Here is a 25,051-nt window from a genome sequence, read left to right on the forward strand (position 1 = left end):
TTACTCGCCTATGACATTGTAACGCGACAACCTATGGAAACGACTATGACTCATAGACACTATTTTGAAGGGAAGAACCTTATTTGACACGGACAATATGGACTTGCTTATTCATGCTCTTATTGGCAACGAGCTTATGCGCCTGCCAATCTGTTCAGCAATTTGAGTCAAAACCACCTAGTGCAGAAGAGTTATTAACTCTCGATCCACAGGCAGATTTATTTCAATGGGAAGAAACGATCTATGAAACAAACATAGATTGGACAAAATCATTAAATGTAACAAAACACCAGCAAGTAGGTGTCATTCAGAAAACAGCTGCCAAACATTTTGAACATGGAACAGCTTCTCGGTTGAAAAAAGGAACACCTATTTACTCTGTCAAGGAGCGGAAAGACCTTTTGATCATCGAACGTAACGGACAAATCCACATATATGCCGCACATGCGGAAGGATAAATACCTGTCATTGGGCCAGGTATTTTTTTAAGTTCATTTTCTTGTCATGTGCCATTGGTTTTGTTATCATAGCAAAAGTGACCACTCGGTTTCCATTGTGACCATATGGTTTTGCCGATTCGGAAAGGACTTATGAAGATGAACGAAAAGCAAGAAGAGATTTTGCGGGTATCGAAGAAATTATTTTCTCAAAAAGGCTATATGAGTGTCTCCATGCAGTCAATTGCTGATGCCTGTAAAATATCAAAAGCGTCTATTTATAAACTGTTTGATTCAAAGGAAGCTCTTCTATTGGAACTGATTAAATACAATCAGCGCAAAATGAGAGAGATTTCTCAGATCATTCATTCCGAAACGACGCTGTCCAAAAAGGAAAAATTCACAAAAAAAATTAAGCTTGAGCTTGAAGAGTTTAAAGAGAATCATAAATTTTTGAATATGCTGTCCTTTGAAGCTTTTTCACAGCATTCGCCCATCGTCATTAAGCATTTACGTGAGACACGCTCCATTATCATGCAGCGGCACAGAGACATCATTTTAAGCACATATGGTGAATCTGTTGCGCCTTATGTGTGGGATCTTGTGATTGTCCTCAACGGATTAATGAGAGAATTCATCTTGATGTTGGCGATTGAGCACAAGAACATCCAATTAGAAAATGCCGCCGAAATGATCATCGGTGTGATGGACCGTGTATCAATAAAGCCTTGCTCCATTGAGCCTGTGCTAACAGATCAGCTGATGGACTCTTATTTGCTTTCCACACAGGAAGAATATGATGAAGAAAAGCTTGTCATCTCGTACTTAACAAAGATGAAACAAGAGCTTCACACACTAGCAAACGGAGAAGAAAAGGACGATCTCCTCTCTGCGTTTGAACTGCTGAGTCAAGAACTGTCAAAGGACCAACCGAGAACCTTTTTAATTAGCTCATTGCTTGATTATTTAGGCAAACACAGCGTCTTATCTCAAAACGTGTCACAGCTGAAAAGCATTATTTTATAGATAAAGAAGGGATAATATGAACCAATCAACAACATCGTATAACCGGTCTGTGATTGTTGGGATTTTCCTCGTTGGGGCGTTCGTTGCGATCTTAAACCAAACGCTTCTCATTCCAGCGATCCCGCATATCATGGAAGAGTTCAATATTGATGTCAGTAAAGGCCAATGGCTGACCACAGCCTTTATGCTGACAAACGGGATTCTCATCCCAATTACGGCCTTTTTAATTGAGAAATTTTCAAGCCGTTCCTTAGTCTTAACGGCTCTTAGCATTTTTACAGCAGGTACTATTCTTGCTTCGTTCGCCACGAATTTCCCAGTGCTACTTGCAGCACGTATCGTGCAGGCAGCTGGTGCAGGGATTTTGATGCCGCTCATGCAAACGATCTTTTTAACCATTTTCCCAAAAGAAAAACGCGGGCAAGCCATGGGTATGGTCGGACTAGTGATTTCATTCGCACCGGCGCTTGGACCAACACTTGGCGGCTGGATTGTCGATTCCTTTAGCTGGAAGTTCTTATTCTATATTGTTCTACCAATCGGTATTATTGATCTCATTCTTGCTTTCTTCTTAATGAAAAATGTCACACAGCAAAGAGACACTCGTATCGATGTCTTATCGGTGATCCTGTCTTCCTTCGGATTTGGTGGACTGCTGTACGGATTTTCAAGTGTCGGAACGTATGGTTGGACGAGTGCGACCGTTCTGATTTCACTCATTGTCGGCGCTGTGAGCTTGTTCTTCTTTATCCTGCGTCAGTCGAATTTGAAAAGACCGATGCTTGAGTTTGGCGTCTTTAAGTTTGCGATCTTTAGCTTAACGACCTTCCTCGGTATGCTCGTCTTTGCTTTACTGATTGGAACAGAGACGATTCTGCCGCTCTATACGCAGAATGTCAGAGGATTATCTGCCCTTGATACAGGGCTGATCTTATTGCCAGGGGCTCTCTTTATGGGATTCCTATCACCGATTATCGGACGAATTTTTGACAAAGTAGGCGGTAAAGGGCTGGCTCTAGGCGGGTTTACGATATTAGCTGTCACTTCCCTGCCATTTATGATGCTCAGCCTTGATTCATCGATTACCCTCATTACAGTGGCCTACACGCTTCGCTTAATCGGGGTTGGGATGATCATGATGCCGCTGACAACAGCCGGTATTAACTCGTTACCACCGCATTTGATTCCGCACGGGACAGCAATGAATAATACAATGAGACAAATGGGCGGCTCTATCGGGACGGCTGTGCTTGTCTCCATTATGAGCAGCTCTGCTGCCAATGCAGCATTATCCGATCCAATGAAGTCAGCCGTTCATGGCATGAATACGTCATTTATCGTGTCTGGTGCTATTGCGGTCATTGGACTCGTCCTTTCATTCTTCTTAAAAGAAAAACGTAAAAACAAAGTGATGAAGCAGGAGTTATCTTCTTCATAAAGACAAAGAGCTCGGCATATCGCCGGCTCTTTTTTCATATATTTACACACATCGTCCTCTCAGAAAACACATTTGTTCATATAGAGAAGAAAAACCTTGATAATTTGAAGAAAAGAGTTGATAATAGAAACTATTCAATTTGTGAGAAAATTTTTACTATAGGAGATGTATGCATTGAAGGTCGTTAAATTTGGTGGCAGTTCTCTTGCTTCTGGCAAGCAACTGCAAAAGGTATTTGACATTGTCACAGCAGATCCAGCTCGAAAAGCAGTCGTTGTTTCCGCACCAGGAAAACGGCATTCAACGGATACGAAGGTCACCGATCTATTAATTAGTTGCGGTGAACAATATTTACGTTTAGGTGAAGCACACGATTTACAAGAAGCTGTCATCGAGCGATATGCCTCGATTGCGGATGAGCTGGGGTTAGGTCAAGACATTATTGACACCATCCGGCAAGATGTAAACACGTTATTACAGGCTGATTCTTCTCATCCTGAGCGTTATCTTGATGCGATTAAAGCAAGCGGTGAAGATAATAACGCAAAGCTGATTGCAGCCTACTTTCAGCATCAAGGCGTCGAAGCGCACTATGTGAATCCAAAAGAAGCCGGTCTATTTGTCAGCGACGAGCCTGGTCAAGCGCAAGTCCTTCCAGAATCGTATGATCATTTGTACAAATTAAGAGAACGCTCTGGCATTATTGTGTTCCCTGGCTTTTTCGGTTTTAGTCTAGCGGGTGATATCGTCACTTTTTCCCGTAGTGGATCAGACATTACCGGTTCCATTTTGGCAAATGGACTGAAGGCAGATGTGTATGAAAACTTTACGGATGTGGATGCAGTCTACGCCGTCAATCCAACGATCGTTCATGAACCAAAGGAAATCACAGAGCTGACTTATCGTGAAATGCGTGAATTGTCCTATGCGGGTTTTTCTGTATTTCATGATGAGGCACTTATTCCAGCCTTTCGGGCAGGCATTCCTGTTCAGATTAAGAACACCAATAATCCAACGGCCAAAGGCACGAAAATTGTAAATCAACGGGATCATACGAATGGCCCTGTTGTGGGAATCGCATCAGACAATGGATTTTGCAGTATTTATATCTCTAAGTATTTGATGAACCGAGAAGTGGGCTTTGGACGTAAGGTGTTGCAAACGTTAGAGGAATATGGACTTACGTATGAACACGTGCCTTCTGGCATTGATGATATGACCATTATTTTAAGACAGGATCAGCTGGAGGAGCAGCAGATTGAACAAGAGCTTTTAGACCGATTAAAGCTTGTACTTGATGCAGATGAAGTCGTTCTAGAGCGGAACCTCTCGCTTATTATGGTCGTAGGAGAAGCGATGCGTCATAATGTTGGTACAACAGCAAGAGCGGCAAAAGCGCTGTCAAAAGCCAAAGTGAATATTGAAATGATCAACCAAGGCTCTTCAGAGGTGAGCATGATGTTTGGCGTCAAAGCGGCTCAAGAAAAAGAAGCCGTTCAAGCCTTATATGAGGAATTTTTCTCTATGTCCACGGTGCCTGTCTCCATTTAATCAGCAGACTGTCAGATCTCCGGATCGGCAGTCTTTTTGATCTCGCACGATTTGCGCATTAAAGTATATCTATTTCTCGTTTGATTTTGTATGATAGAGACAAATCAACTATTGTTCCGGCCATTGATCGGAGCTACAAGGAGTCCTAATCCATGCCTCGTCAACAACTATTAAAACAGTTTCGCAATTTTCATGATGCTTCTACAAGTATTTTAAACATGATGAGTCAATTCATTCATATGAATACACTGTTTATTGCTAAAAATGATCAAAACACCAATCAGATTGTGAAGGTGCTAAATCATGACGAGCAGCTTCTTGAAGAAGGGGAAGAAAATCCTTACGAGAAGACATTTTGCAAGCTGGCGGTCGATCATCGCGATACGCTGTTGATCCCTGATATCCGCTTGGACGAGCGTTCAAAAAACTTAGACGTCACGAAACAGCTGCAAGGCGGCTCATTTATTGGGGTTCCCATCGATTTTACTGATGGTACGAACTATGGAACCATTTGTGGACTTGATCTAAGGCCGCAGCAATTTACAGAAGAGCATGTTCATATGTTTGAAACGATGGCATCTTTGTTGAGTTACGTCTTAGAACTCGACCAGGCCAATCGGCAGATTCAGCAATTATCTGTACCGATCGTACCTGTTGTTGACGGTGTCGCCGTGCTCCCTCTTCTTGGTGATATCGAAGAGACACGTGCGCAGCATATTTTAGAAACCATTTTACAGGAAAGCTACAGGCTGTCGCTCTCTCATTTGGTCATTGATGTTTCAGGGACAAAACGACTCAATGAACAAAGCATTCAATACTTGGTCAGCTATGCGCAAACGTTAAGACTTTTAGGCATTTCAGCTGTTTTAACAGGGATTAAGCAAGACCTTGCGCTGAGTGCGATTCAATCGAATATTTCATTTAAAGACATCACCATTCGTAAGGATTTACCGCAAGCACTTGCTCATATCGGCTTAACGTTCTCCAAAACAGAATAAGTGATGATACACCAAAAAGGGCTAAACCGAGTTTAGCCCTTTTTCTTCTTTTCAGCGTGATAGAAAACCTTTGCAGTTTAGGAAAGACGAGTACCGGCGCGGAGCGAATTTCGCATTCGTGAGCACCGGCACGCAGGACTGACACCGAATGCGAGGGTTTGTCTACACGCTGAGGCTAAACGGAGTTTAGCCCTTTTCTTGTGGTAGCGGTAAACGAATAATAAATGTTGTTCCCTTATGTTTTTCGCTTTTTAAATCGATATGTCCTTCATGCAAGTCCACAAGCTGCTTGACAATAGACAAGCCAAGTCCGTATTCTCCATATGGTGTATTCGTTCTCGAAATATCCGCTTTATAAAAACGTTCCCAAATGTGTTTGACTTCTTCAGGTGCAATGCCGATTCCCGTGTCTTCTACTTCAATGATCGTTTCCCCATTCTCTTCTTTCCCTCTCAAAGAAATACGGCCGCCTTCTGTAAATTGAATGGCGTTCTTTGTGATGTTGACGAGGATTTGAATGAGCCGGTCATAATCTGCGTATACCTTTTGTTCAGGGTGAACCTCTACAATGAGCTGATTGTTTTTCTCTTCAGCCATTCGGCTCAGCTGCTCCTTAATCACTTCAAACGTATCAATGAGTGGATAGTGAAATTTTTGAAGGGTGATTTGATTCGACCTGATTTTCTCATAATCCATATTTTCATTGACGAGGCGCAGCATTCGTTTTGTCTCATCAGTGATGAGCGCATAGCATTTCTCTTTCTCTTCTGCCGGCACATCGGCAGTATTCAGCCATTCGACCAATCCTCGAATGGTCGTCAGCGGTGTTTTCAATTCGTGAGACACATCCGTAATGAATTGTCGCCTACGCTTTTCGAGCCGGTCAATTTCCTCTCTTGATCGTTGGAGGCGTTTGGCCATCATATTAAAATCCTCACCTAGTGTACCAATTTCATCAAGGTGTTTGTTTTCAAGATGAATGTTGTAGTCACCATGCGCAATTTTCTCAGTTGCCTCTCTCAGTTTTTTGATACGATTCACATGGAACTTCGACAGAAACAGACTGAGAATAAAGGTAATCGTCAATGCCACAAACACGATGATATATAAATACCGGTTCATTTGAGCAATCAGCTCTTCTGCTCCTTGAATAGGAGCTATGAGCACCACCCCGCCCTTCAGCTTTCCGTCTTCCATGACAGGAAGTGCCACAAGTGATGCTTCTTGATCAAGCCGGCGTGAATCACTTCGCTTGACAATAATTTCTTCTCCTTTTGCGAGCTTGGCCCACAAATCTTTTGTGAGTAACGCTTCATGCGGCGGCATCTCTTGCTGCTGAGATAGCACAGTCCCTTTTTCATCAAAGACGAAAAAACGGATTTGTCTCGTCGAAAGAATGTCTTCAAATGGACGCAAACGGAAGTTCATCTCGGCTTTCGACAATTGTTTAAAATTCTCCAAAATTTCATTCCCATACGAACTCATTTCGTCTACCCTATTTTGATAAGCAATATCTTTCACAAAATGAGACATCAAGGTGCTGATAATAATGATGGCAATGAGCAATAACCCAAGGTGACTAATCAGCAACTGGTAAAAATATTTAATCTTCATCGAACTTATACCCTACGCCCCATACCGTATACAGAAAGGGCTTAGGTCCGTCTCCGATTTTTTGGCGCAATCGTTTAATATGAACATCAACTGTTCGTTCATCACCATAAAATTGGTATCCCCAAATTTGCTCAAGCAATTGTTCTCGTGAAAATACTTGCCGAGGATGCTGTATAAAAAAGCACAGCAAATCGTATTCCTTTGGTGTTAAATTTTCGATCCGTTTCCCCTCTAGAAACACTTCTCTCGTTTTTTTATCTAACTGAAAATGTTCGGTCTCTAGCCGTTCACCCTCTTTCGCTCCTTCTTGAGTAGATGTTGTTTGAGCAAAACGTCGTTTCACTGCTTTGATTCTTGCCATTAAGGTGAGCGGACTAAAGGGTTTTGTCACATAATCATCTGCCCCAAGATCGAATCCCAGCACCTGATCAGATTCCGTTTCCTTTGCTGTCAGCATAATAATCGGAACATCACTGATCTGGCGTACTTTTTGACAAATGGTCAGACCATCCATTGAAGGAAGCATGACATCTAAGATGAGCAGATCCCAATCCTCCTCTTGCTTAAATCGATTCAATCCTTCTAATCCATCATGGACGAATTCCGCTTGAAATCCTTCTCGTTGAAAAAACATATCCGTCATTGTACAAACACTCTGGTTATCTTCAATCATTAATATTTTCATCATCAGCCTCCGCTGTTGCCTTTGTTTTTCTTTATGTAGCTTTATTTTACATGTTCCTTCTCAAATCTCAATTGGATTGATACGATTTCATGAACTTATCATGCTTTGGTCATCTTTTATTCATACTTTTTGATGGAGCTGGGTGTCGAGGTGAACCTCATTGATTTTTGTTATGAAAAAAAGCCCATCTTATTGATGAGCCCAAATTGTTGACAAAGGGCTAAAATGAACTTGATTTTAGCCCTTTGTCTTCTTTTCAGCGTGATAGAAAACCTTTGCAGTCTAGGAAGGACGAGTACTGGCGCGGAGCGAATTTGACATTCGTGAGCACCAGCACGCAGGACTGCGGGCGAATGCGAGGGTTTGTCTACACGCTGAGCTCATCTGATTGATGAGCCCTTTTCCTTGTCATGCCAGCAGTTGCAAGTAAGCAGCGTCATTCCCCTCTTCAACCGCCTGTAAAAGCTGCTTTGCCTGTGATGTGCTGGTGACGCTGCTTAGCTTTTGTATGATGTCTTCTGTCGATAACGCACAGCCTGGTGCTCCCCGAGGGATATCGACTCGTTTGCTGATGGTGGACCCGTCAGATAAGGTGAGCTTTACAATCGTAAATCGCCCTTTTGGCACTGCGTCTGGATGGGGTTCTATCGTTTGATCATATACTCTATTTACCCGCTTCATCCATGTCCGCAGCTCTGGTGAAATGGCTTTTTTCGTAAAAGCATCCAGTGATAAAGGTTGTCCAAACACTGCTAGTGCGATGACATACTCGACACTAAATCGTCCCTCTTCTCCCGTCAAAGGTGCCCGCTCCGTGAGTGCGGCATCACCGCCAGGCGGAAACATGACGTCGACCTGTTCGATCTTCTCCTGTAAGGAATTGTATTCTTGTACTAATGACTCGATCGCATCGGCTGCATGATGTGCCGCTGAACAGAACGGATACACTTTAAACCATAGACCTGGCGACACGATACGCCACGCAGTGCCATAGTCTTCTAGCAAACGTCTTTCCGCTAGTTTCTGATCCCCATAGAGAGAAAAGAAGCCCAGCTCTCCATCCAGAAGCGATTCACTCCCGCCAAAACCTGAGCAAGCTAAATCCATGGACCATACGGCGGTTTGAGCGGCGAGGCCAGCTTGTAATGGTTTCATATCAGCCCCAAACTGCTTTCGCATTCCAGCTGATTGCGCACCTGCAAAGCCGATCGCTTTCGCCAGCTCTTTCTGTGAAACTTGTTTCAAATAACCAATCGCACAGACCGCTGCAATGGCTCCGAGAGTTCCGGTATTATGCCAGCCCCGCTCATAATGCGATTTGCCGATGGATTCACCTAGCCTTGCCATCACTTCGACGCCAGTAATGTAGGCTGCTAGAAATCGATCACCGTACGCCTCCCCGTTGGTCAGCTGGGAAAGCAAGGCCGGAATGATCACCGCACTTGGGTGTCCTCTCACATCAGAATGCACATCATCATAATCAAGGGCGTGAATCAAGTAGCCATTTAGCATGGCTGCGGATTGACGGCTGACCTTCTTCCCTTGTCCAATGACAGGAATTTGAGCCGCGCCGCCTTCTTGTTCCACGAGCGTCATGAGCTTCTGAATCCCTTCATCCTCTTTTGCAGCAAGCGCTGCTGCCGCAGCGTCTAACAGACCGTTTCGAGCCATTTGAACGGCCTGTTGATCTTGCAGCGGATCAGTAGAGAGCACTGCCTCTACGAGCTGTTTCGTTAGTTCCATGTTCTTGACTCCAACGCCCGAACCGCAAGCTCGGAGAAGAAAGCAGCGGCAACAGGAAGTGCCTCTTCATTTAACGTAAAGGCAGGGTGATGCCACTCCTTTGTACCGCTCGTCCCCATCCAGACGAAAAAGCCTGGAATGCGTTCTTGGTAAAGGGCAAAGTCTTCTCCGCCTGGTGACTGCTCTGCCTCTACTACTGCGAGATCAAGTGCTCCTGCCGTTTCTTCCACAACCTTTGTCAAACGCTCGTCATTCATCACAGAAGGCAAATACGGATGCCATTTCACTTCTGCCTTTGCGCCAAACCCTTCTGCGATACCGCTCACGATTTGTTTCATGAGATCTGGAATCATCGCTCTCACTTCAGGTTCAAACGTCCGAACAGTCCCTTCCATCTCGACGCGATCAGGTATCACATTCCATGATGTGCCGCCTTGAATACGTGTGATGCTGACAACCGCATGATGCAAAGAACTAATGCGGCGGCTGACAATTTGTTGTAGGGCGCTTGTGATCTGACCGCTGATGGCAATCGGATCAATTGTGTGATTTGGAATTCCAGCATGACCACCCGTTCCTTTAATGTCGATTTCAAACCGATCGACACTCGCCATTAACGCTTTTTCTCTTATCCCGATGGTGCCAACTGGCAGGTTAGGTTTATTGTGCATACCAAATATCGCATCCACTCCATTTAAGACGCCCGCCTCTATGACGTGTTTCGCTCCTTGCGCCACTTCTTCAGCCGGCTGGAACAAAATGCGGACTGTTCCCTTGAGCTCATGTTTCCGTTCGTTTAATAGGACGGCCGCACCAAAAATCGAAGCGGTATGGAAATCATGACCACATGCATGCATTTTCCCTTGTATCTTTGAAGAAAATGGTTCGCCAGATGCTTCTTCAATTGGAAGTGCGTCAATATCGGCTCTCAGAGCAATCGTTGGTCCCTCTTGTTCTCCTTTGATTTCACAAACGACCCCTGTTTGAAGATCTGGAAAATCGAGTACAGTGATCCCTTCCTCTTCTAACCAGCCTCGTAGTTTTTTTGTCGTTTCATATTCTTCAAATGCCAGCTCTGGATGCTCATGAAGCGCTCGGCGTATGTTCATTAAACGTTTGTTTAAAGCTTGATTTCCTAATGATTTCACTGATACTCACCCCTCTAAAGAGTAAAAAGCAGCTTATGCTTCTTCAGCCGCTGCTTCTTTTTGGATAAATCGTTTTGTTCGTTCATTCTTCGTTTCGTCAAATAGTTCGGTTGGCGTTCCCTGCTCAATGATATGACCATCTGCCATAAAAATCACATGATCTGCTACTTCTCTTGCAAACGCCATTTCATGTGTCACGATGATCATCGTTGTTTCTTGAATGGCAATGGATTTAATCACTTGAAGCACACCTGAAACAAGCTCTGGATCTAGTGCTGACGTTGGTTCATCCAGCAGAATCGCATGTGGATCAACCGCTAAGGCTCGGGCAATCCCGATTCGCTGCTGCTGACCGCCGGATAGTGTGACCGGGTAGCTGTCAGCTTTTTGTTCTAGCCCTACTTGTTTCAATAGCTTCATACCGATTTCATTTGCCTGTTGTTTTGTCATTTTTTTCGTCACAAGCAGTGACTCTGTAATGTTTTGCAGGGCTGTTTTGTTTTTGAATAAATTATAGTTTTGAAACACCATAGCCGTTTGCTGGCGCAGGTGATGGGCTTCTTTACGTGTATATTTAGACGCATTCAGCTTCGCATCGCCAATTTCAATCGTACCTTCATCTGGCGTTTCTAATAGATTTAGACAGCGCAGCAATGTTGATTTACCGGAGCCAGAAGGTCCGATAATGGCCACAACCTGCCCTTTTTGCACGTCAAGATTAATTCCGTCTAAGACGACAAGGTCGCCGAATGATTTTTTCAAATTGGTGAGCTTGATCATGTCCACACCTCCTTAATTCCGGTAAGGTTTGCTGATTTTTCGTTCAAATAGGTCTTGCAGGAAACTATAAATGATGGTGAGCACCCAATACACAATGCCAACCGCTAAATACGTTTCAAAGTACTTATAGTTGGCCGATGCAATCATTTTCCCTTGCGCAAACATTTCTGCCACCCCAATGGTAAAGGCAAGCGATGTTTCTTTTAAAAGACCAATAAAGGTATTCCCCGTCGCTGGAATGGCATTTCTGACGGCCTGCGGGAAAATAATTCTGACGTAAGACTGCCATCTTGTCATGCCGACAGATAAACAGGCCTCAAGCTGCCCTTCATCCACTGAATTAAGAGCCGCTCTAAAAATTTCTGCTAAGTACGCTGAGTTTTTAATACTTAAACCGATAATGACCGCTGTTAGAGCATCCATTGAGGTCATCGCAGGGAATAGCTGCGGAAGACCAAAATAAATGAGAAAGAGCTGAACCAAAGTTGGAACCGCTCTGAAAAAAGAAATATACAGCTTGGCAAATTGGTATAAGACAGGTATCCGGTTTTTCGTTATAAGCGCGAATACCACACCAATGATAATGGCAAATACCATGGAGACAATCGCCATGAAGATCGTTATCGGCAAGTATTGAATCAAGGTTGGAAAAACCGTCACCATATACTGCCAATCAATGTGATTCATGTCTGCTTTTCACCGCCGCTGTTGTTATTTTTTAATCGGCACTGTGACATCGTCTTTGAAATATTTCTCAGACAATTTCTTCAGTGTTCCGTCTTCTCTTAATTCTTTGATCGCTTTATTGAATTCTTCTCTTAGCTTGTCGTGCTTTTCATCTTTGGCAAATGGGTAGCCGACTTCTTCATATACGATTGGGTTGCCGACGATTTTGAGTGGAAGTCCTGTTTTTTCAATTTGAGCTAACAAGACACTGCGTCCGTTGACGTAAGCATCTACACGGCCATTTGCAACTTCATTTAAGACACCGTCTTGTGTTTCATATGTTTTGATGTTGATTTTCTTGTCTGGGTCTTTGCTCTCTAGGTTTTTGGCATGGTTTGAGCCAAGAACAGCCGCCACCGTTTTTCCTTTTAAGTCGTCAAGTCCTTTAATGTCCTTGTTGTCCTTCTTGACAATGATTTGTGTTCCTGCGTATGCATACGTATCTGTAAAGTTGAACGTTTGTTTACGCTCATCTGTAATCGCAACTTGGTTTGATACGGTATCCAGCTTACCAGATGTCAGCTGGCCCATCAGTCCGCTGAATTCACTCAGCTGCCAGTCTAGTTTGTAGCCTAGCTTTTTCGCAATGGCTTCTGTGACCTCGACATCAAATCCTACTAGTTTGCCGTTTTCTTTATAAGCAAATGGATAGCTTTGGCCTGTAGCGCCCACTTTAAGCACTTTCTCGTCTTTTCCTTCACTCTGATTGCCCCCGCCGCATGCCGCTAACACCGCAAGCATTGCCGCAAATAAAACAACTAGCCACTTTTTGTTTTTCATGTTCGTACACCCTTCTTTCCTCTTATGGTTGTGTAATATCTGATCGTAATTGTTTTTTAAAATAAATGGTGATATGGCCTTTGCCTAGATCCTTTTCACCTGCTCTGACATAGCCTTTACGCTCATACATGTCCATGAGCCACGGATGCTTATCAGCTGTACCGAGAGAGACATACGGTACCTTTAGTGTGTCCCTTAGCACTTCCGTTTCAACCCATTCAAGCAAGGCTGAGCCTGTGCCTTTTTTTGCCGCTGGTTCTGAAGCAAACCACCATATATGCGGAACGCCGAATGGTCCTGGCTGTTCTCCCCAAGGCATACGGAGTGATAAGGTGGAGAGAAGCTCTCCGTTTTCTTCCATTACATAGCAAAGGTTCTTTTGTACATTTTTCTGAACGAGGGCGATATCTGCATGTGCTGCTTGGAACTGGATGCCGAGCTCACGAATCGGCTCATAGGCTCTTGTTGTCAGTTCAAGCAGCGCTTCTATATCATCCTCAGTTGCCAGACGAAACGTATATCCCAACGTTAGTCACCTCACCTTTATGTCGTGTAGCGATTTTTTGGCTGTTTTAATCCGAGATTTTCTCGTAAAGTTTGTCCTGTGTATTCTGTTTTGAACAGGCCTCTTTCCTGAAGGATCGGAACGACGCGATCTACGAAGGCATCAAGTCCTTCTGGCAATAATGGCGGCATCACGTTAAAACCGTCGGCTGCTTCCTCAACGAGCCATGTCTCCATCACATCTGCTAGTTGCTCTGGTGTTCCAATGAAGATATGGTGCCCACGGGACCCTGCAACAGATTGGTAGAGCTGGCGAATGGTCAGGTTGTCCTTTCTCGCCATATTCATCACAAGGTCAAAGCGGCTTTTCACGGCATTTGACGCGCTTGGATCAATCTCTGGAAGCGGTCCGTCTAGTGGATACTGCGAAAGATCAATACCCCCTAAGTAGTTTTGTAAAATGCTAAGGCCGATCTCTGGAACAATCAGCTCTTGTAATTCTTCATACTTCGCTTTTGCCTCTTCTACTGTCTCGGCAATAATTGGGAAGATGCCCGGCATGATGCTGACATCTTCTCTCGCTCGTCCAGCAGCCTCTACTTTCCCCTTCAAGCTTTGGTAAAATTCCTTCGCTTTGTCGAGATCGTTTTGTGCCGTGAAAATGAGCTCAGCCGTTTTAGCCGCAAGCTTTTGACCATCTTCAGAAGACCCTGCTTGAATGATCACCGGCTGTCCTTGAGGGGTGCGTGATACGTTAAGCGGACCCCGTACGGAGAAAAATTCACCTTTGTGCTGCAGCTCATGAAGCTTACTAGACTCAAAGAATTCTCCTGTTTCTTGGTTTCTGATAAGTGCGTCCTCTTCCCAAGAATCCCACAGACCTTTGACGACATCGACGAATTCTTCAGCTCGCTCGTATCGTTTGTGGTGCGCTAAATGCTCTTCTCCGCTAAAATTTTTCGCTGTTTCTTCAATAGAAGATGTGACCACATTCCATGCTGCTCGTCCGCCTGATAAATGATCGAGTGAGGCAAACTGTCTCGCAATATGGAACGGCTCACTGTATGTAGTTGATGCTGTTGCTGCTAAACCAATTGTTGAGGTAGACTCTGCAATCGAAGAAAGCAGGGTGAGCGGTTCAAATCTCGTTAATACATTTGGATGAGATGTATGATTAATTGATAAGCTGTCGGCTAAAAAGAGCAAATCCAGCTTCCCTTCCTCGGCCTTTTTCGCTAATTGTTTAAAGTAATCAAGATTCATGGCTGCGTCTGGTACTGCTTTCGGATGTCTCCAAGAGGCGACATGATGTCCAGTTCCTGCGATGAATACGCCTAGCTTGAGCTTCCGTTTCGGCTGTGACACTTGTTCTTCATCCTTTCTATATCTTCCTTGTATCAAGTGATTATTTTACAAGATACATTTTTCTGATTGAATTAATCGGTTTTATCCATAAAAAAAGGGCAAATGTTGTGAAAAATGAAAAATAATTATTACTATATGCCCTTTTTACATGATTGTCAACCGCCTTCTGAACCTCCAAAAAAAGGGATTTACAGGCGTTTACGGCGGATCAATTTCAATATTTCCGATGAGCCGGTCCGTGGAGTGCGTCATCAATTGACTGCGCTCTAGTACGTTATGGGCAATCACCGAATGAGTGGAAGATACGGTGCGGACGGCAATCGCTTTTTGAGGAGAGAGATTAATGATGTTATTCCGTAGCACACGTGCTGAGACAACCTCATCAAGAAAAACGGCTGTCGGCTGTCCGATCGAATGATTTAAATAAAAGCGGTTATCTCCAATTTGGGGTGAGCCATTTTTAATATACATCACCACATATAAGGACGTTTCTTCAAAGGAATTGTCTTTAATCTCTAAAGGAGCGGTCGTATTGCTGTAGACGGCATAGTTTTGATAGTGCTTAAAACGATTCTGCCATATGAAAGCCTTTGCATCTCCTGTCACGCTGATCGTATACGAAGATGCGAGCTGTGAATGTCCTTCTTGAATAAAGTGATTGCCGTTGATCCCTGCTTCTCCCTCCTGCACCCATATCCCTCGGCTGAATTCCTTGAATTGATTATGCTGAATGAGAATATTCGTTCCTCTGACCATCGCCGCATCAATGACAGAGTAGACGGTATTGTTTGAAAAGACAATGCTGTCTGATTGATAAATACGCAGCGATGTACTTCTAAGCCGTGTGTTTGTCCCTGACTCAATATGGTTTCCTTCTATTAAAATACGATTGGCCATATAGACAGACACAGCCGCATCTTCAAAAAGACTGATTTTATTACCTGTGATGTGCACGCTGTCTCCCCTCACATCAATCCCCTTTTCAAATCCTTCAATCATATTGCCAATAATGATCACATTGTTTTCCGATTGATCAAGCGGCACTCCTAAGCTCGTAATCCCTGCTTTTGTCACGCCCCCTCCCACTGCACGAATCAAATTATTCGCAATGATCATTTCAGTGGCGAAGCCATAGGAGATACTGCTGTCCGTTTGATTGCCTTCAATGATCACACCATAGCCGTTGAAATTGTAGATAGAGCTGGCTGCGCCGCCTCTGACTATGTTGTTTCGAATTTGAATATTCAGCGGTTCCTCCAAGTTGGTCGCATTTTCCCCGTATCCTTCAATATCAATGCCCATTTTTGGCTCGACCCCGTTTATCCCTGCCCTTTCAAGCAAACAGTCTTCCACAATGACACCATCACAGCCTGTAATAGACATATTGTTTCGCCTTGAGTCAGTGATGGTGCAGCCAGAAATATGAATAGACGAAGCAGGCGAGTACGATTCGATATGGGTCAATAAACCGTGCGGACTGACAATGATGCCGTCTCCCGTACAATTGTTGATTTGAACACGATCGATATTCACATGGGAAGCACCTTCAATACACACACCGAAGCCCCATTCATGTGTTTTTCTTTCTGGCGGGAGTGCCTTGTACACATGCTCATCACGGTCACCTTCAATCCGCCCGCCCCGAATGGTCACATGCTCTACCTCTCCAATATAAAAGGCTGCATATCCCCACGAATCATTTGGTTTCACTTTGATAACGGCATCTGATGCCATCTCAATACAAATATGACTTGGCACTCGTATGCCGGCATGACGAAAAGGAAAAAATTGATCCCCCCTGTACACCGCATCTATTAGATACGTTCCACTCGGCAGCCAGACGTGGGAGTAGCCCTGTGCTTTTGTCCATTCCAGGCATTCGTTCAGTTTCGCTGTACAGTCCGTTTTCCCGTCAGCAATCACGCCAAAGTCTAATACATTGACAATGGGTTTCTTCAGATCAGATTCATTTACATCCCCCAATGAAAACCCCTCCTTTTTACACATGTCCTCTTGTCATCCTATGCATGTGGAAAAGGTTTGCTTGTACGATATTTCAAATTTTATATAAATTCTTCTGGAATAACTTTCCGATGATTTTCACTTGAGCGAATTTTTCATTTTTTTGAGTCTTTACGCCTATTGAACTAACATTTTCCTGTTTTAGAATAGTTTTATATTGACACAAGAACTATACAAGAATATCATTTTTCTCATATCTCTTTTTTTAAGAAAGGATCTATGCCATGTCTACAATTGACCACGATAAAATTGTTAAAAGTGTTCCTCAAAAAGGGTTTTTTGGACATCCTAAAGGACTTTACACACTGTTTTTCACTGAATTTTGGGAGCGTTTTTCTTATTATGGCATGCGTGCACTGCTTATTTATTATATGTACACAGAGGTGACAAAAGGCGGTCTTGGCTTCGACCAGACAACCGCTAATTCGATCATGTCTGTCTATGGTGCGCTTGTCTATATGTCAGGCATTATTGGCGGATGGCTTGCCGACCGAGTATTTGGTTCGTCCAGTACGGTCTTTTATGGCGGGGTATTCATTATGCTTGGTCATGTCATTTTGGCACTACCTAGCGGAGCAACAGCGCTCTTTATTAGTATGGGGCTGATTATTATTGGGACAGGCCTCCTAAAGCCGAACGTATCAAACATAGTCGGCGACCTGTATACAAAAACAGACCCTCGCAGGGATTCGGGATTCAGTATTTTCTATATGGGGATCAATATGGGTGGTTTTATCGCCCCATTAATTGTCGGAACACTCGGTCAAAAAGTGAATTTTCACCTTGGTTTCTCACTCGCTGCCGTTGGTATGCTTGTTGGACTGATTACGTTTGTCATCACGAAAAAGCCGAATCTTGGACTTGCCGGCACTTATGTCACAAATCCACTATCAGCTACTGAACGCAAGAACTTCAAAATTTTCGGTACATTGATCGTGATTGTACTTGCTGTTTTTGCTGTCATCGGTATTCAAACAGGAGCGCTCACGATTAATCTATTCACTTGGTTTGTCAGTGTCCTTGGTGTGCTGATTCCAATTGTTTATTTTATTGTGATGTATTTTAGTAAAAAAACGAGTGCAGTGGAGCAGTCGAGGGTACTCGCTTATATTCCATTGTTCCTAGCTGCGGTGATGTTCTGGGCCATTCAAGAACAAGGCTCAAATATTTTAGCGACATATGCAGATCAGCGAACAAACTTGAATTTCCTTGGCATGACATTAGCCTCTTCTTGGTTCCAATCATTGAACCCAATCTTTATTGTGCTCCTGTCACCAGTATTTGCTTGGTTATGGGTCAGACTCGGTAAGAAACAGCCGTCTACCCCGATTAAATTCTCACTTGGCCTTCTGTTCGCAGGATTATCCTTTATCATCATGATCATTCCTGCCTACATGTCTGGACCACATACACTTGTAAGCCCACTATGGCTCGTTCTAAGCTTCTTCCTTGTCGTCATCGGAGAGCTTTGCTTATCACCAGTTGGGCTGTCAGCCACAACAAAACTGGCACCTGCTGCCTTCTCAGCGCAAACGATGAGCCTTTGGTTCCTTTCAAATGCAATGGCACAGGCGATCAATGCACAAGTGGTCAAGCTGTTTGATAAAGTGCCAGAAACCGTCTATTTCGGGATCATCGGCATGCTCGCCATCATTTTATGTGGTGTCATGCTTCTGCTTACACCGGTGATTAAGAAAGCGATGAAAGGCGTGCATTAAATTGAAAAAGAAGCCTCCCAAATGGGAAGGCTTCTTTTTTTGAATTAAAACCGAATCTCATCATCTCCGTGGATTTGCAGCTGGAGCGGTTCACTTTTTACCTGATGTTTTTTCACATAGCGGTGATAGACAACATATCCAATGATCATGAGCGGTACGCCGACATACAGCCCAATCCGCTGCTCGGCATCAAAGGCAAGACTGATTAGCACAATCGAGTTCAGCGTGATCGCAATGATCGGCAGTACCGGATAAAGAGGGGTTTTAAATTTTAGGTTTTCCAGCTTTCCGCCTGCTTTCAAATATCTTCTGCGGAAAAGCAGCTGTGATAATGTAATCGTAATCCAGCCGGTTTGGGCGCTCATGCCTGCAATAGACACGATCCAAGCAAAAACGGTTTTCTCTGCAAAAAATCCTGATAATAACGAAATACCTGTAAACAGGAAAGTGAGCAGTAAGGCATTCATCGGGATGCCCCGCTGATTGACTCGTCTAAACGCCTTGCCTGCCATTCCTTCCTTCGACAAAGAGTACAGCATTCTCGTAGAGGCGTACAGGCCCGAGTTCGCCACAGATAATAAAGCAATGATAATGACAAAGTTCATGATATCTGCCGCATAAGGAATGCCCGTTCTCTCAAACACAGTGACAAATGGGCTTTGCAGCACACTCGCTTCTTTCCAAGGCACCATACCCGCTAAGACAAAAATAGATAAAACGAAAAAGACAAGTGTGCGCCAAACCGTCTGATGAATCGAGCGAGGCACGGTTTTCTCTGGATTTTCACTTTCTCCTGCCGCAATCCCTATCAGCTCCGTCCCTTGAAACGAAAAATTCACCGTGATCATCGTGACGACAACGGCCAGCAAGCCATTCGGAAACAGACCGTCACTCACAAAATGACTAAAGTAAGGAGCTGGTTCCCCGCTCGTCGTTTGAATAAAACCAAACATCGCCGCTCCGCCTACGCCAATAAATAGTAAGATGGCAACAATCTTAATGGTTGAAAAGAAAAACTCCGACTCCCCGAACGCTTTCGCTGACCTGGCATTTAATAAGAACAAACACAGCCCAAATATGAGACACCAAATCCACACATCCACTTGTGGAAGCCAGCGTCTCATCAGCTGCCCTGCTGATAAAAATTCCAGCGCCACAGTGGCTGCCCAGCCAAGCCAATAAATCCAGCCAACAGCAAATCCTGCTGCAGGACTCACAAATTTCGTCGCATACGTATGAAACGACCCCGACACAGGAAGCGCGACTGACAGCTCTCCAAGACACAGCATGGTTAAATACATAATCAATCCGCCCACAATATAGGAAAGAACAGCTCCAACTGGCCCTGCTTGTCCAATCGTATAGCCTGTTCCAAGGAAAAAGCCTGTCCCAATGACACCGCCAAGAGAAATCATAAATAAATGGCGGGAGGTCATCGCCCTTTTCAATTGTTCGGGCTGATTTTGTCCAACATCCACAATGATGCCCTCCTTCTTCTAAGATGTTCTGTTATCAAAACATGTCTCCATGTGATTATTCCATTTTTAAAACAACCTACTAATTATACATCTTTTATAATAAATATGCTTCCTTCTATCGTCACTGTAACAAAGTCTTTATTTTAGTAATGTTCGCACAACTATACGGTGATTCTGATCATTTGATAGGATGCCTTATATCCAAAAGAATTGCACGAAAAAACCAGCATGCAAACTTACATGACACACTGGTTTCATTTCCCTCTATTCGAGTCTCATTTCAAACAGTCATGAGTCATTTTTCTTTTGTAGACACTCTTTGATAAAACCATCGATTTCTTGAAAGCAGCGATTTTTAGATTCAGCGTGAAAAGTCGTAGAATCTGGATTGGCGAACCCATGCTGCCCCTTTACTATTTTCACGCAAAGCTTTTCCTTTTTCTCCAAAACATTCGCAACCTCCCGTGGGTTAAAAGATGCTTCAACTTCCGGGAAAAATAACAACGTATTGCAGGCAGGCTTCATATCGAGAAAATCTCTTATCCTTGAACCATAAAATCCAATGACTCCGGTAAACAACTGATCATATTGGCTGCATTGCCAAGCAATTGTTGCCCCCACACTAAAACCTATCAGACATATGTCTCTCTCTGCATTTTTCGTTTTTAACTCTTTTGCCACATTCAATACGATCTTTACCGATTCATCAAAACCAACATTATTCATAAAGTAGTCATATGCCTCATTCTCACTGGCATAAGGGAAGTGTTTAGCCTGTCCTAATAAATGAGGACAATAAACCTCAAAACCAGCTTTGTCAAAATGATCGATCATACTCTTCATATGATCATTTATTCCGTATATTTCGTGTACTAAAATCATGACAGGTTTTTGTTTCGATGTATGCAAATGATCACACTTCCCTTTTATTCCGTTTGTTCACTGGAGGATCGTACTTTAAAAAGTCATTTAAGTCGACTGATCAACACTCACATAAACTTCTTTCGATGTGAAAATCATAGCATATTTTACCATTAAGTAGTCTATCTCACATTCTCATCAATCGAACTCTCTTCATCATCGTTTGAGAATGCGTTTGGTTTTATCCACCTTTTGTTTTGGGTATAGTTCTATCGTTTATCCGTTCAACCAGTTCAAGGCATAAAGTTGGTGAGATTCGCTCAAGCTAGTTTCAAATGCTTTACTTTTAGGTTGCTTCTCTGTAAGATCATATGTTGTAAATACCAACAAGAAAAGTGGGGAATAAAATGAAAAAAATGTTCTTTGCCATTATTTTAGGCGCTTGTGTTGCATTGATCACAGCATGTGGATCAGCTGCAAACGACAGCGCAAATAAACAATCTGGGTCTAAGGAATCAGGTGACCTTTGGAAGTCCATTCAGGATAAAGGCGTATTAACCATCGGTACAGAAGGTACATATGCTCCTTTCACCTTCCATGACAAAAAAACAGATAAATTAACTGGCTATGATGTCGAGGTCATCACAGAAGTCGCAAAACGTCTTGACTTAAAACCAGAATTCAAAGAAACACAATGGGACAGCATGTTTGCTGGTCTGAATTCTAAACGTTTTGATGTGGTAGCGAACCAAGTTGGTAAAACTGGACGTGAAAATCAATATGATTTCTCTGATAAATACACAACGTCTCAAGCCATTGTTGTGACAAAATCAGATAACAATGACATCAAGAAACTTTCTGATGTGAAAGGCAAAAAAGCAGCACAATCATTAACAAGTAACTACAATAAATTAGCTACAGATGCTGGCGCTAAAATTGAAGGGGTTGAAGGTCTTGCACAATCCATTCAATTGATTCAGCAAGGGCGTGCTGATTTGACGTTCAATGATAAATTAGCTGTCTTGAATTACTTGAAAACAAGCGGTAACAAAAACCTAAAAGTTGCATTTGAAACAGGAGATCCACAAGAAACGTATTTTGCCTTCAGAAAAGGCAGCGGCGAAGTCGTTGACAAAGTGAATGGCGCATTAAAAGAAATGAAGAAAGACGGTACACTCGCTAAGATTTCTAAGAAATGGTTTGGTGAAGATGTTACAAAGTAATACCCTAGGAGTCGTCATTCCTTGGGATCTTCTTCAGCAATCTTTTTGGCCAATGGTGATGCAGGGGATTTATTATACAATCCCCCTTGCCATCATTGCCTTCATTATTGGTCTTTTTATCGCGCTTGTGACAGCTCTTGCTAGAATGTCTAAAATCAAAGCCCTCAGATGGATTTTCTCCATCTATGTGTCGGCCGTTCGCGGAACGCCGCTTTTTGTGCAATTGTTTATTATTTTCTATTTCTTTCCGACATTTAATATCACACTGGATCCATATCCAAGTGCCATTATTGCTTTTTCATTAAACGTAGGTGCGTATGCGTCAGAGATTATCCGTGCATCCGTCCTGTCTGTTCCTAAAGGACAATGGGAAGCTGGTTATTCAATTGGGATGACCCATCGCAAAACGCTCATCCGCGTGATTTTACCGCAGGCAGTGCGTGTATCGATTCCGCCGCTGTCTAATTCATTCATTAGTTTGGTGAAAGATACATCGCTTGCCTCCCAAATCCTCGTGGCAGAGATGTTCCGTAAATCACAGGAAATTGCTGCGGCGAACTTGGATCAAATTTTATTTATTTATATGGAAGCAGCCCTGATCTATTGGGTATTCTGCTTCATTCTATCGCTCGTTCAAAACCAAATTGAAAAACGACTTGATCGATATGTCGCAAGGTAAGGAGGGAACGACATGCTAACAGTCAAAGGCTTAAACAAATCCTTTGGTGAAAATGAGATTTTAAAGTCGATTGATTTTACGATCAACAAAGGGCAGGTTGTGGCGATTCTTGGTCCATCAGGTTCAGGAAAAACAACGATGCTTCGCTGTTTAAATGCACTTGAAATTCCAAATGCCGGCTCCTTTACCTTCGATGATTTCTCGATTGATTTTTCTAAAAAAAATAAACAAGCTGATTTGCTCAAGCTTCGCCGGAAGTCAGGCATGGTGTTTCAAGATTATCACCTGTTTCCTCACCGCACAGTGCTTGAAAATGTGATGGAAGGTCCTGTTCAGGTGCAGCGCCGTCCAAAGGAAGTGGTTCGAAAAGAAGCCATTCAGCTCTTGCAAAAGGTCGGTCTTGAAGATAAAAAAGACCTGTATCCATTCCAGCTGTCAGGCGGTCAAAAGCAGCGTATCGGGATTGCCCGTGCACTTGCCATTCAGCCAGAGCTTATGCTTTTTGATGAACCTACCTCTGCGCTTGACCCTGAGCTTGTCGGGGAAGTCTTAAAGGTCATGAAGGATTTAGCGAAAGAAGGCTGGACGATGGCGGTCGTCACACATGAAATCAAGTTTGCCCAAGAAGTGGCGGACGAAGTGATTTTTATTGATGGCGGCGTCATCGTCGAACAAGGTCCTCCTGAAGAAATCTTCAAACGACCAAAGGAAGAACGAACAAAGCAATTTTTAAACCGGATTTTGAATCCAGTATGATCAAAAAGGCTGTTCTCACTTGATGAGAACAGCCTTTTTTTATATCTCTTTTTTCAGGCGAAGCGCCAATAAGTCTTGAAGGAGCAGTCTCGCTCCCTCTGGACTGATGACCACTCCACCCGATAGCACTTTGTTGGAGTTTGTCACTTCTCCTGTGACGATACAGGGCTTGTCCTGCCAATACGGCTTCATCACAATGTGACCTTCTTCTTGATAGATCTCCACCATATCTCGGGGATGAATTTTCAACCTTTTTCTTATATCTGTTGGCAGGACAATTCTTCCGACGTTATCTATATACTTTACATAGTCTTTACTTAACAAATTGACCCCCCCTGCATCTCTAGATATGATATAGACGATTCCCTGTTTATCCAGGGATTAAGCGCTCTAATCGGTTAATGAAAGAAGGAGCTGCAGGCTGATCCAATGGCTAAACACGCTTCCCATATATGATATATCTGTTTGGTGCAGGACCAATGAACGAAAAAGGATAACATGTGGTGAGGATAAGTTCTTCCTTTTCCTGTTGTAGTGTAATAATACTTTGATCATCTTTTTTCACAATCTTTGTTTTCTCAATTTCATAGGTAAATCGACCGTATGAAAGCTCAATAACGAGTTGATCCCCTTTCACAAGTTCTCCTGTTCGTCTAAACACAGTATCACGATGCCCAGATAAAACGATTTGTCCCTGTTCATTAGGAAAATAGCTCTCGTGATAATGACCAACTCCCTTTGCCAAATCCTCCGCCGCTGTTCCTTCTACAATTGGTAACTCAGCTTTTAACTTTGGAATGTGCAATAGCCCAATGGTTTCACCAGCCTTCGGCACAAAAGGGGAATCCGCTTTCCCCTTTTGCTGGATGGCTGCTTGTGCAGACTGGAATGACTGATCTACTTGTCTTTGTCCATCAACGATTTTCATATATCCTACAATCACAAGACAAATACCTGCTGTAATCAATAGAGCTGAGATGATTTTTTGAAACATGGACGATTATCCGTTTCTTTTTCTTCTTTTCCATACAATATGGATGCACCTATTAGTACAAGTGCAAATCCTGCTAGTAAAAAGTTGTACATCTCTGTTGCAGTGTTCGGAAGATGATGACCAGGTGTATCCGGTTCTGAATGAGAAGGCTGCTCTGGATTTGTTGGCACCCCTGGCACATGCGGCGGCGGTACTACCGCTGTTGAGTTTTCAGGTTTGTCTGGTTCGTCAACATTATCACCCTTCACAACTGCGATATTTTGAATGGTTTTACCTTCAGATCCTTTCGTGACCTTCGCTTCAAAAGTAACCATATGCCAGTCCGTGTCTTTGATATCACCAAATTGACCGGTCACTGTGCCTTTTGTGTAGTCTCCGTTGTCGTCATCTTTTGCATCTGTGACGGCTTGGTCATCTACTTTTAATGATCCTTCGACATATTCAAGACCTTCTGGCAGTTGATCTGCGATCACTAAGTCTTTGATGACACTGTCTTCTACACTATTTTTTGTTTTGATCGTGTAA

The 25,051-nt window shown here is 43.3% G+C and carries 23 protein-coding genes and 1 pseudogene; 9 read left to right on the forward strand and 15 right to left on the reverse strand.

All coding sequences use genetic code 11. From position 1 onward, the window contains the following. Positions 1-83 precede the first annotated feature (83 nt). From BA79_RS15835 to BA79_RS15855, 5 genes are all read left to right on the forward strand, one after another. Positions 84-458, forward strand: a complete 375-nt coding sequence (locus tag BA79_RS15835) for a hypothetical protein (protein WP_019743157.1) — start codon at positions 84-86, stop codon at positions 456-458. A gap of 138 nt (positions 459-596) precedes the next feature. After that, positions 597-1,463 (forward strand): TetR/AcrR family transcriptional regulator, encoded by an 867-nt coding sequence (locus BA79_RS15840; protein ID WP_231131664.1) that lies wholly within the window; start codon positions 597-599, stop codon positions 1,461-1,463. Between the two features lie 16 nt (positions 1,464-1,479). Next, positions 1,480-2,901 (forward strand): MDR family MFS transporter, encoded by a 1,422-nt coding sequence (locus BA79_RS15845; protein WP_035703860.1) that lies wholly within the window; start codon positions 1,480-1,482, stop codon positions 2,899-2,901. A 174-nt stretch (positions 2,902-3,075) separates the two neighbouring features. Beyond that, complete coding sequence (locus BA79_RS15850; RefSeq protein WP_017358521.1) at positions 3,076-4,452, forward strand: aspartate kinase; 1,377 nt, start codon at positions 3,076-3,078, stop codon at positions 4,450-4,452. A 152-nt stretch (positions 4,453-4,604) separates the two neighbouring features. Then, the gene (locus BA79_RS15855) at positions 4,605-5,450 is read left to right on the forward strand and encodes a GAF domain-containing protein (protein WP_024720194.1); all 846 of its coding nucleotides are present in this window, start codon (positions 4,605-4,607) and stop codon (positions 5,448-5,450) included. Positions 5,451-5,636: 186 nt separating this feature from the next. On the opposite strand, the gene BA79_RS15860 is transcribed toward BA79_RS15855, so the two are convergent. The 10 genes from BA79_RS15860 to BA79_RS15905 all read right to left on the reverse strand — a co-directional run bounded on the left by BA79_RS15860 (position 5,637) and on the right by BA79_RS15905 (position 16,778). Then, the gene (locus BA79_RS15860; protein ID WP_035703863.1) at positions 5,637-7,064 is read right to left on the reverse strand and encodes a sensor histidine kinase; all 1,428 of its coding nucleotides are present in this window, start codon (positions 7,062-7,064) and stop codon (positions 5,637-5,639) included. Further along, entirely contained in the window at positions 7,054-7,749 is a 696-nt protein-coding gene (locus tag BA79_RS15865; RefSeq protein WP_017358523.1) for a response regulator transcription factor, read from the reverse strand. The genes BA79_RS15860 and BA79_RS15865 overlap by 11 nt, the downstream gene beginning before the upstream one ends. A gap of 408 nt (positions 7,750-8,157) precedes the next feature. Further along, positions 8,158-9,492: an MmgE/PrpD family protein gene (locus tag BA79_RS15870; RefSeq protein ID WP_035703867.1), complete on the reverse strand. Its 1,335-nt coding sequence runs from the start codon at positions 9,490-9,492 to the stop codon at positions 8,158-8,160. Further along, on the reverse strand, positions 9,483-10,640 hold the full coding sequence (locus BA79_RS15875; RefSeq protein ID WP_035703869.1) for an amidohydrolase: 1,158 nt from the start codon (positions 10,638-10,640) through the stop codon (positions 9,483-9,485). The genes BA79_RS15870 and BA79_RS15875 overlap by 10 nt, the downstream gene beginning before the upstream one ends. A gap of 33 nt (positions 10,641-10,673) precedes the next feature. Continuing rightward, on the reverse strand, positions 10,674-11,420 hold the full coding sequence (locus BA79_RS15880) for an amino acid ABC transporter ATP-binding protein (protein WP_007498162.1): 747 nt from the start codon (positions 11,418-11,420) through the stop codon (positions 10,674-10,676). 12 nt (positions 11,421-11,432) lie between these two features. Next, positions 11,433-12,107: an amino acid ABC transporter permease gene (locus BA79_RS15885; RefSeq protein ID WP_007498163.1), complete on the reverse strand. Its 675-nt coding sequence runs from the start codon at positions 12,105-12,107 to the stop codon at positions 11,433-11,435. Positions 12,108-12,131: 24 nt separating this feature from the next. Beyond that, a complete protein-coding gene (locus BA79_RS15890; RefSeq protein ID WP_008347268.1) occupies positions 12,132-12,926 on the reverse strand; it encodes an amino acid ABC transporter substrate-binding protein in 795 nt (264 codons plus the stop codon). Positions 12,927-12,948: 22 nt separating this feature from the next. Continuing rightward, positions 12,949-13,452 (reverse strand): GNAT family N-acetyltransferase, encoded by a 504-nt coding sequence (locus tag BA79_RS15895; protein ID WP_007498165.1) that lies wholly within the window; start codon positions 13,450-13,452, stop codon positions 12,949-12,951. A gap of 17 nt (positions 13,453-13,469) precedes the next feature. Next, complete coding sequence (locus BA79_RS15900) at positions 13,470-14,795, reverse strand: LLM class flavin-dependent oxidoreductase (protein WP_035703872.1); 1,326 nt, start codon at positions 14,793-14,795, stop codon at positions 13,470-13,472. Between the two features lie 198 nt (positions 14,796-14,993). Then, positions 14,994-16,778 (reverse strand): right-handed parallel beta-helix repeat-containing protein, encoded by a 1,785-nt coding sequence (locus BA79_RS15905; RefSeq protein ID WP_035703874.1) that lies wholly within the window; start codon positions 16,776-16,778, stop codon positions 14,994-14,996. Between the two features lie 263 nt (positions 16,779-17,041). Here BA79_RS15905 and BA79_RS15910 point away from each other — a divergent pair, with 263 nt between their 5' ends. Then, complete coding sequence (locus BA79_RS15910) at positions 17,042-18,535, forward strand: peptide MFS transporter (protein ID WP_017358530.1); 1,494 nt, start codon at positions 17,042-17,044, stop codon at positions 18,533-18,535. A 44-nt stretch (positions 18,536-18,579) separates the two neighbouring features. Here the strand turns inward: BA79_RS15910 and BA79_RS15915 are convergent, their stop codons facing one another. Together BA79_RS15915 and BA79_RS15920 are read right to left on the reverse strand one after the other, a co-directional pair. Continuing rightward, positions 18,580-20,013, reverse strand: a complete 1,434-nt coding sequence (locus BA79_RS15915; RefSeq protein WP_008347282.1) for an amino acid permease — start codon at positions 20,011-20,013, stop codon at positions 18,580-18,582. Positions 20,014-20,301: 288 nt separating this feature from the next. Next, on the reverse strand, positions 20,302-20,922 hold the full coding sequence (locus BA79_RS15920) for a dienelactone hydrolase family protein (protein WP_035703877.1): 621 nt from the start codon (positions 20,920-20,922) through the stop codon (positions 20,302-20,304). A gap of 359 nt (positions 20,923-21,281) precedes the next feature. Here BA79_RS15920 and tcyA point away from each other — a divergent pair, with 359 nt between their 5' ends. From tcyA to BA79_RS15935, 3 genes are read left to right on the forward strand one after another with little or no spacing between them, the layout of a single operon-like run. Further along, complete coding sequence (tcyA, locus tag BA79_RS15925) at positions 21,282-22,097, forward strand: cystine ABC transporter substrate-binding lipoprotein TcyA (protein WP_007498178.1); 816 nt, start codon at positions 21,282-21,284, stop codon at positions 22,095-22,097. Then, positions 22,084-22,776 carry an amino acid ABC transporter permease gene (locus BA79_RS15930; RefSeq protein WP_035703879.1) on the forward strand — a complete coding sequence of 231 codons (693 nt, stop codon included), beginning with the start codon at positions 22,084-22,086 and terminating at the stop codon, positions 22,774-22,776. The genes tcyA and BA79_RS15930 overlap by 14 nt, the downstream gene beginning before the upstream one ends. Positions 22,777-22,788: 12 nt before the next feature. Further along, positions 22,789-23,532: an amino acid ABC transporter ATP-binding protein gene (locus tag BA79_RS15935; RefSeq protein WP_035703882.1), complete on the forward strand. Its 744-nt coding sequence runs from the start codon at positions 22,789-22,791 to the stop codon at positions 23,530-23,532. 39 nt (positions 23,533-23,571) lie between these two features. Here the strand turns inward: BA79_RS15935 and BA79_RS15940 are convergent, their stop codons facing one another. From BA79_RS15940 to BA79_RS15950, 3 genes and pseudogenes are all read right to left on the reverse strand, one after another. After that, positions 23,572-23,856 (reverse strand): AbrB/MazE/SpoVT family DNA-binding domain-containing protein, encoded by a 285-nt coding sequence (locus tag BA79_RS15940; protein WP_008347289.1) that lies wholly within the window; start codon positions 23,854-23,856, stop codon positions 23,572-23,574. A 109-nt stretch (positions 23,857-23,965) separates the two neighbouring features. Further along, complete coding sequence (locus BA79_RS15945) at positions 23,966-24,526, reverse strand: class D sortase (RefSeq protein WP_008347291.1); 561 nt, start codon at positions 24,524-24,526, stop codon at positions 23,966-23,968. A gap of 6 nt (positions 24,527-24,532) precedes the next feature. After that, a pseudogene (locus BA79_RS15950) lies at positions 24,533-25,051 on the reverse strand (isopeptide-forming domain-containing fimbrial protein); the annotation flags it as partial.

It is taken from the genome of Bacillus altitudinis 41KF2b, assembly GCF_000691145.1.
Taxonomy (GTDB): domain Bacteria; phylum Bacillota; class Bacilli; order Bacillales; family Bacillaceae; genus Bacillus; species Bacillus altitudinis.

What these genes read in the sequence shown, in the direction of transcription:
- BA79_RS15840 (WP_231131664.1), top strand. Translation starts at nt 597, where the DNA reads ATGAACGAAAAGCAAGAAGAGATTTTGCGGGTATCGAAGAAATTATTT.
- BA79_RS15845 (WP_035703860.1), top strand. Translation starts at nt 1,480, where the DNA reads ATGAACCAATCAACAACATCGTATAACCGGTCTGTGATTGTTGGGATT.
- BA79_RS15855 (WP_024720194.1), top strand. Translation starts at nt 4,605, where the DNA reads ATGCCTCGTCAACAACTATTAAAACAGTTTCGCAATTTTCATGATGCT.
- BA79_RS15860 (WP_035703863.1), bottom strand. Translation starts at nt 7,064, where the DNA reads ATGAAGATTAAATATTTTTACCAGTTGCTGATTAGTCACCTTGGGTTA.
- BA79_RS15865 (WP_017358523.1), bottom strand. Translation starts at nt 7,749, where the DNA reads ATGAAAATATTAATGATTGAAGATAACCAGAGTGTTTGTACAATGACG.
- BA79_RS15870 (WP_035703867.1), bottom strand. Translation starts at nt 9,492, where the DNA reads ATGGAACTAACGAAACAGCTCGTAGAGGCAGTGCTCTCTACTGATCCG.
- BA79_RS15880 (WP_007498162.1), bottom strand. Translation starts at nt 11,420, where the DNA reads ATGATCAAGCTCACCAATTTGAAAAAATCATTCGGCGACCTTGTCGTC.
- BA79_RS15885 (WP_007498163.1), bottom strand. Translation starts at nt 12,107, where the DNA reads ATGAATCACATTGATTGGCAGTATATGGTGACGGTTTTTCCAACCTTG.
- BA79_RS15890 (WP_008347268.1), bottom strand. Translation starts at nt 12,926, where the DNA reads ATGAAAAACAAAAAGTGGCTAGTTGTTTTATTTGCGGCAATGCTTGCG.
- BA79_RS15910 (WP_017358530.1), top strand. Translation starts at nt 17,042, where the DNA reads ATGTCTACAATTGACCACGATAAAATTGTTAAAAGTGTTCCTCAAAAA.
- tcyA (WP_007498178.1), top strand. Translation starts at nt 21,282, where the DNA reads ATGAAAAAAATGTTCTTTGCCATTATTTTAGGCGCTTGTGTTGCATTG.
- BA79_RS15930 (WP_035703879.1), top strand. Translation starts at nt 22,084, where the DNA reads ATGTTACAAAGTAATACCCTAGGAGTCGTCATTCCTTGGGATCTTCTT.
- BA79_RS15935 (WP_035703882.1), top strand. Translation starts at nt 22,789, where the DNA reads ATGCTAACAGTCAAAGGCTTAAACAAATCCTTTGGTGAAAATGAGATT.
- BA79_RS15945 (WP_008347291.1), bottom strand. Translation starts at nt 24,526, where the DNA reads ATGTTTCAAAAAATCATCTCAGCTCTATTGATTACAGCAGGTATTTGT.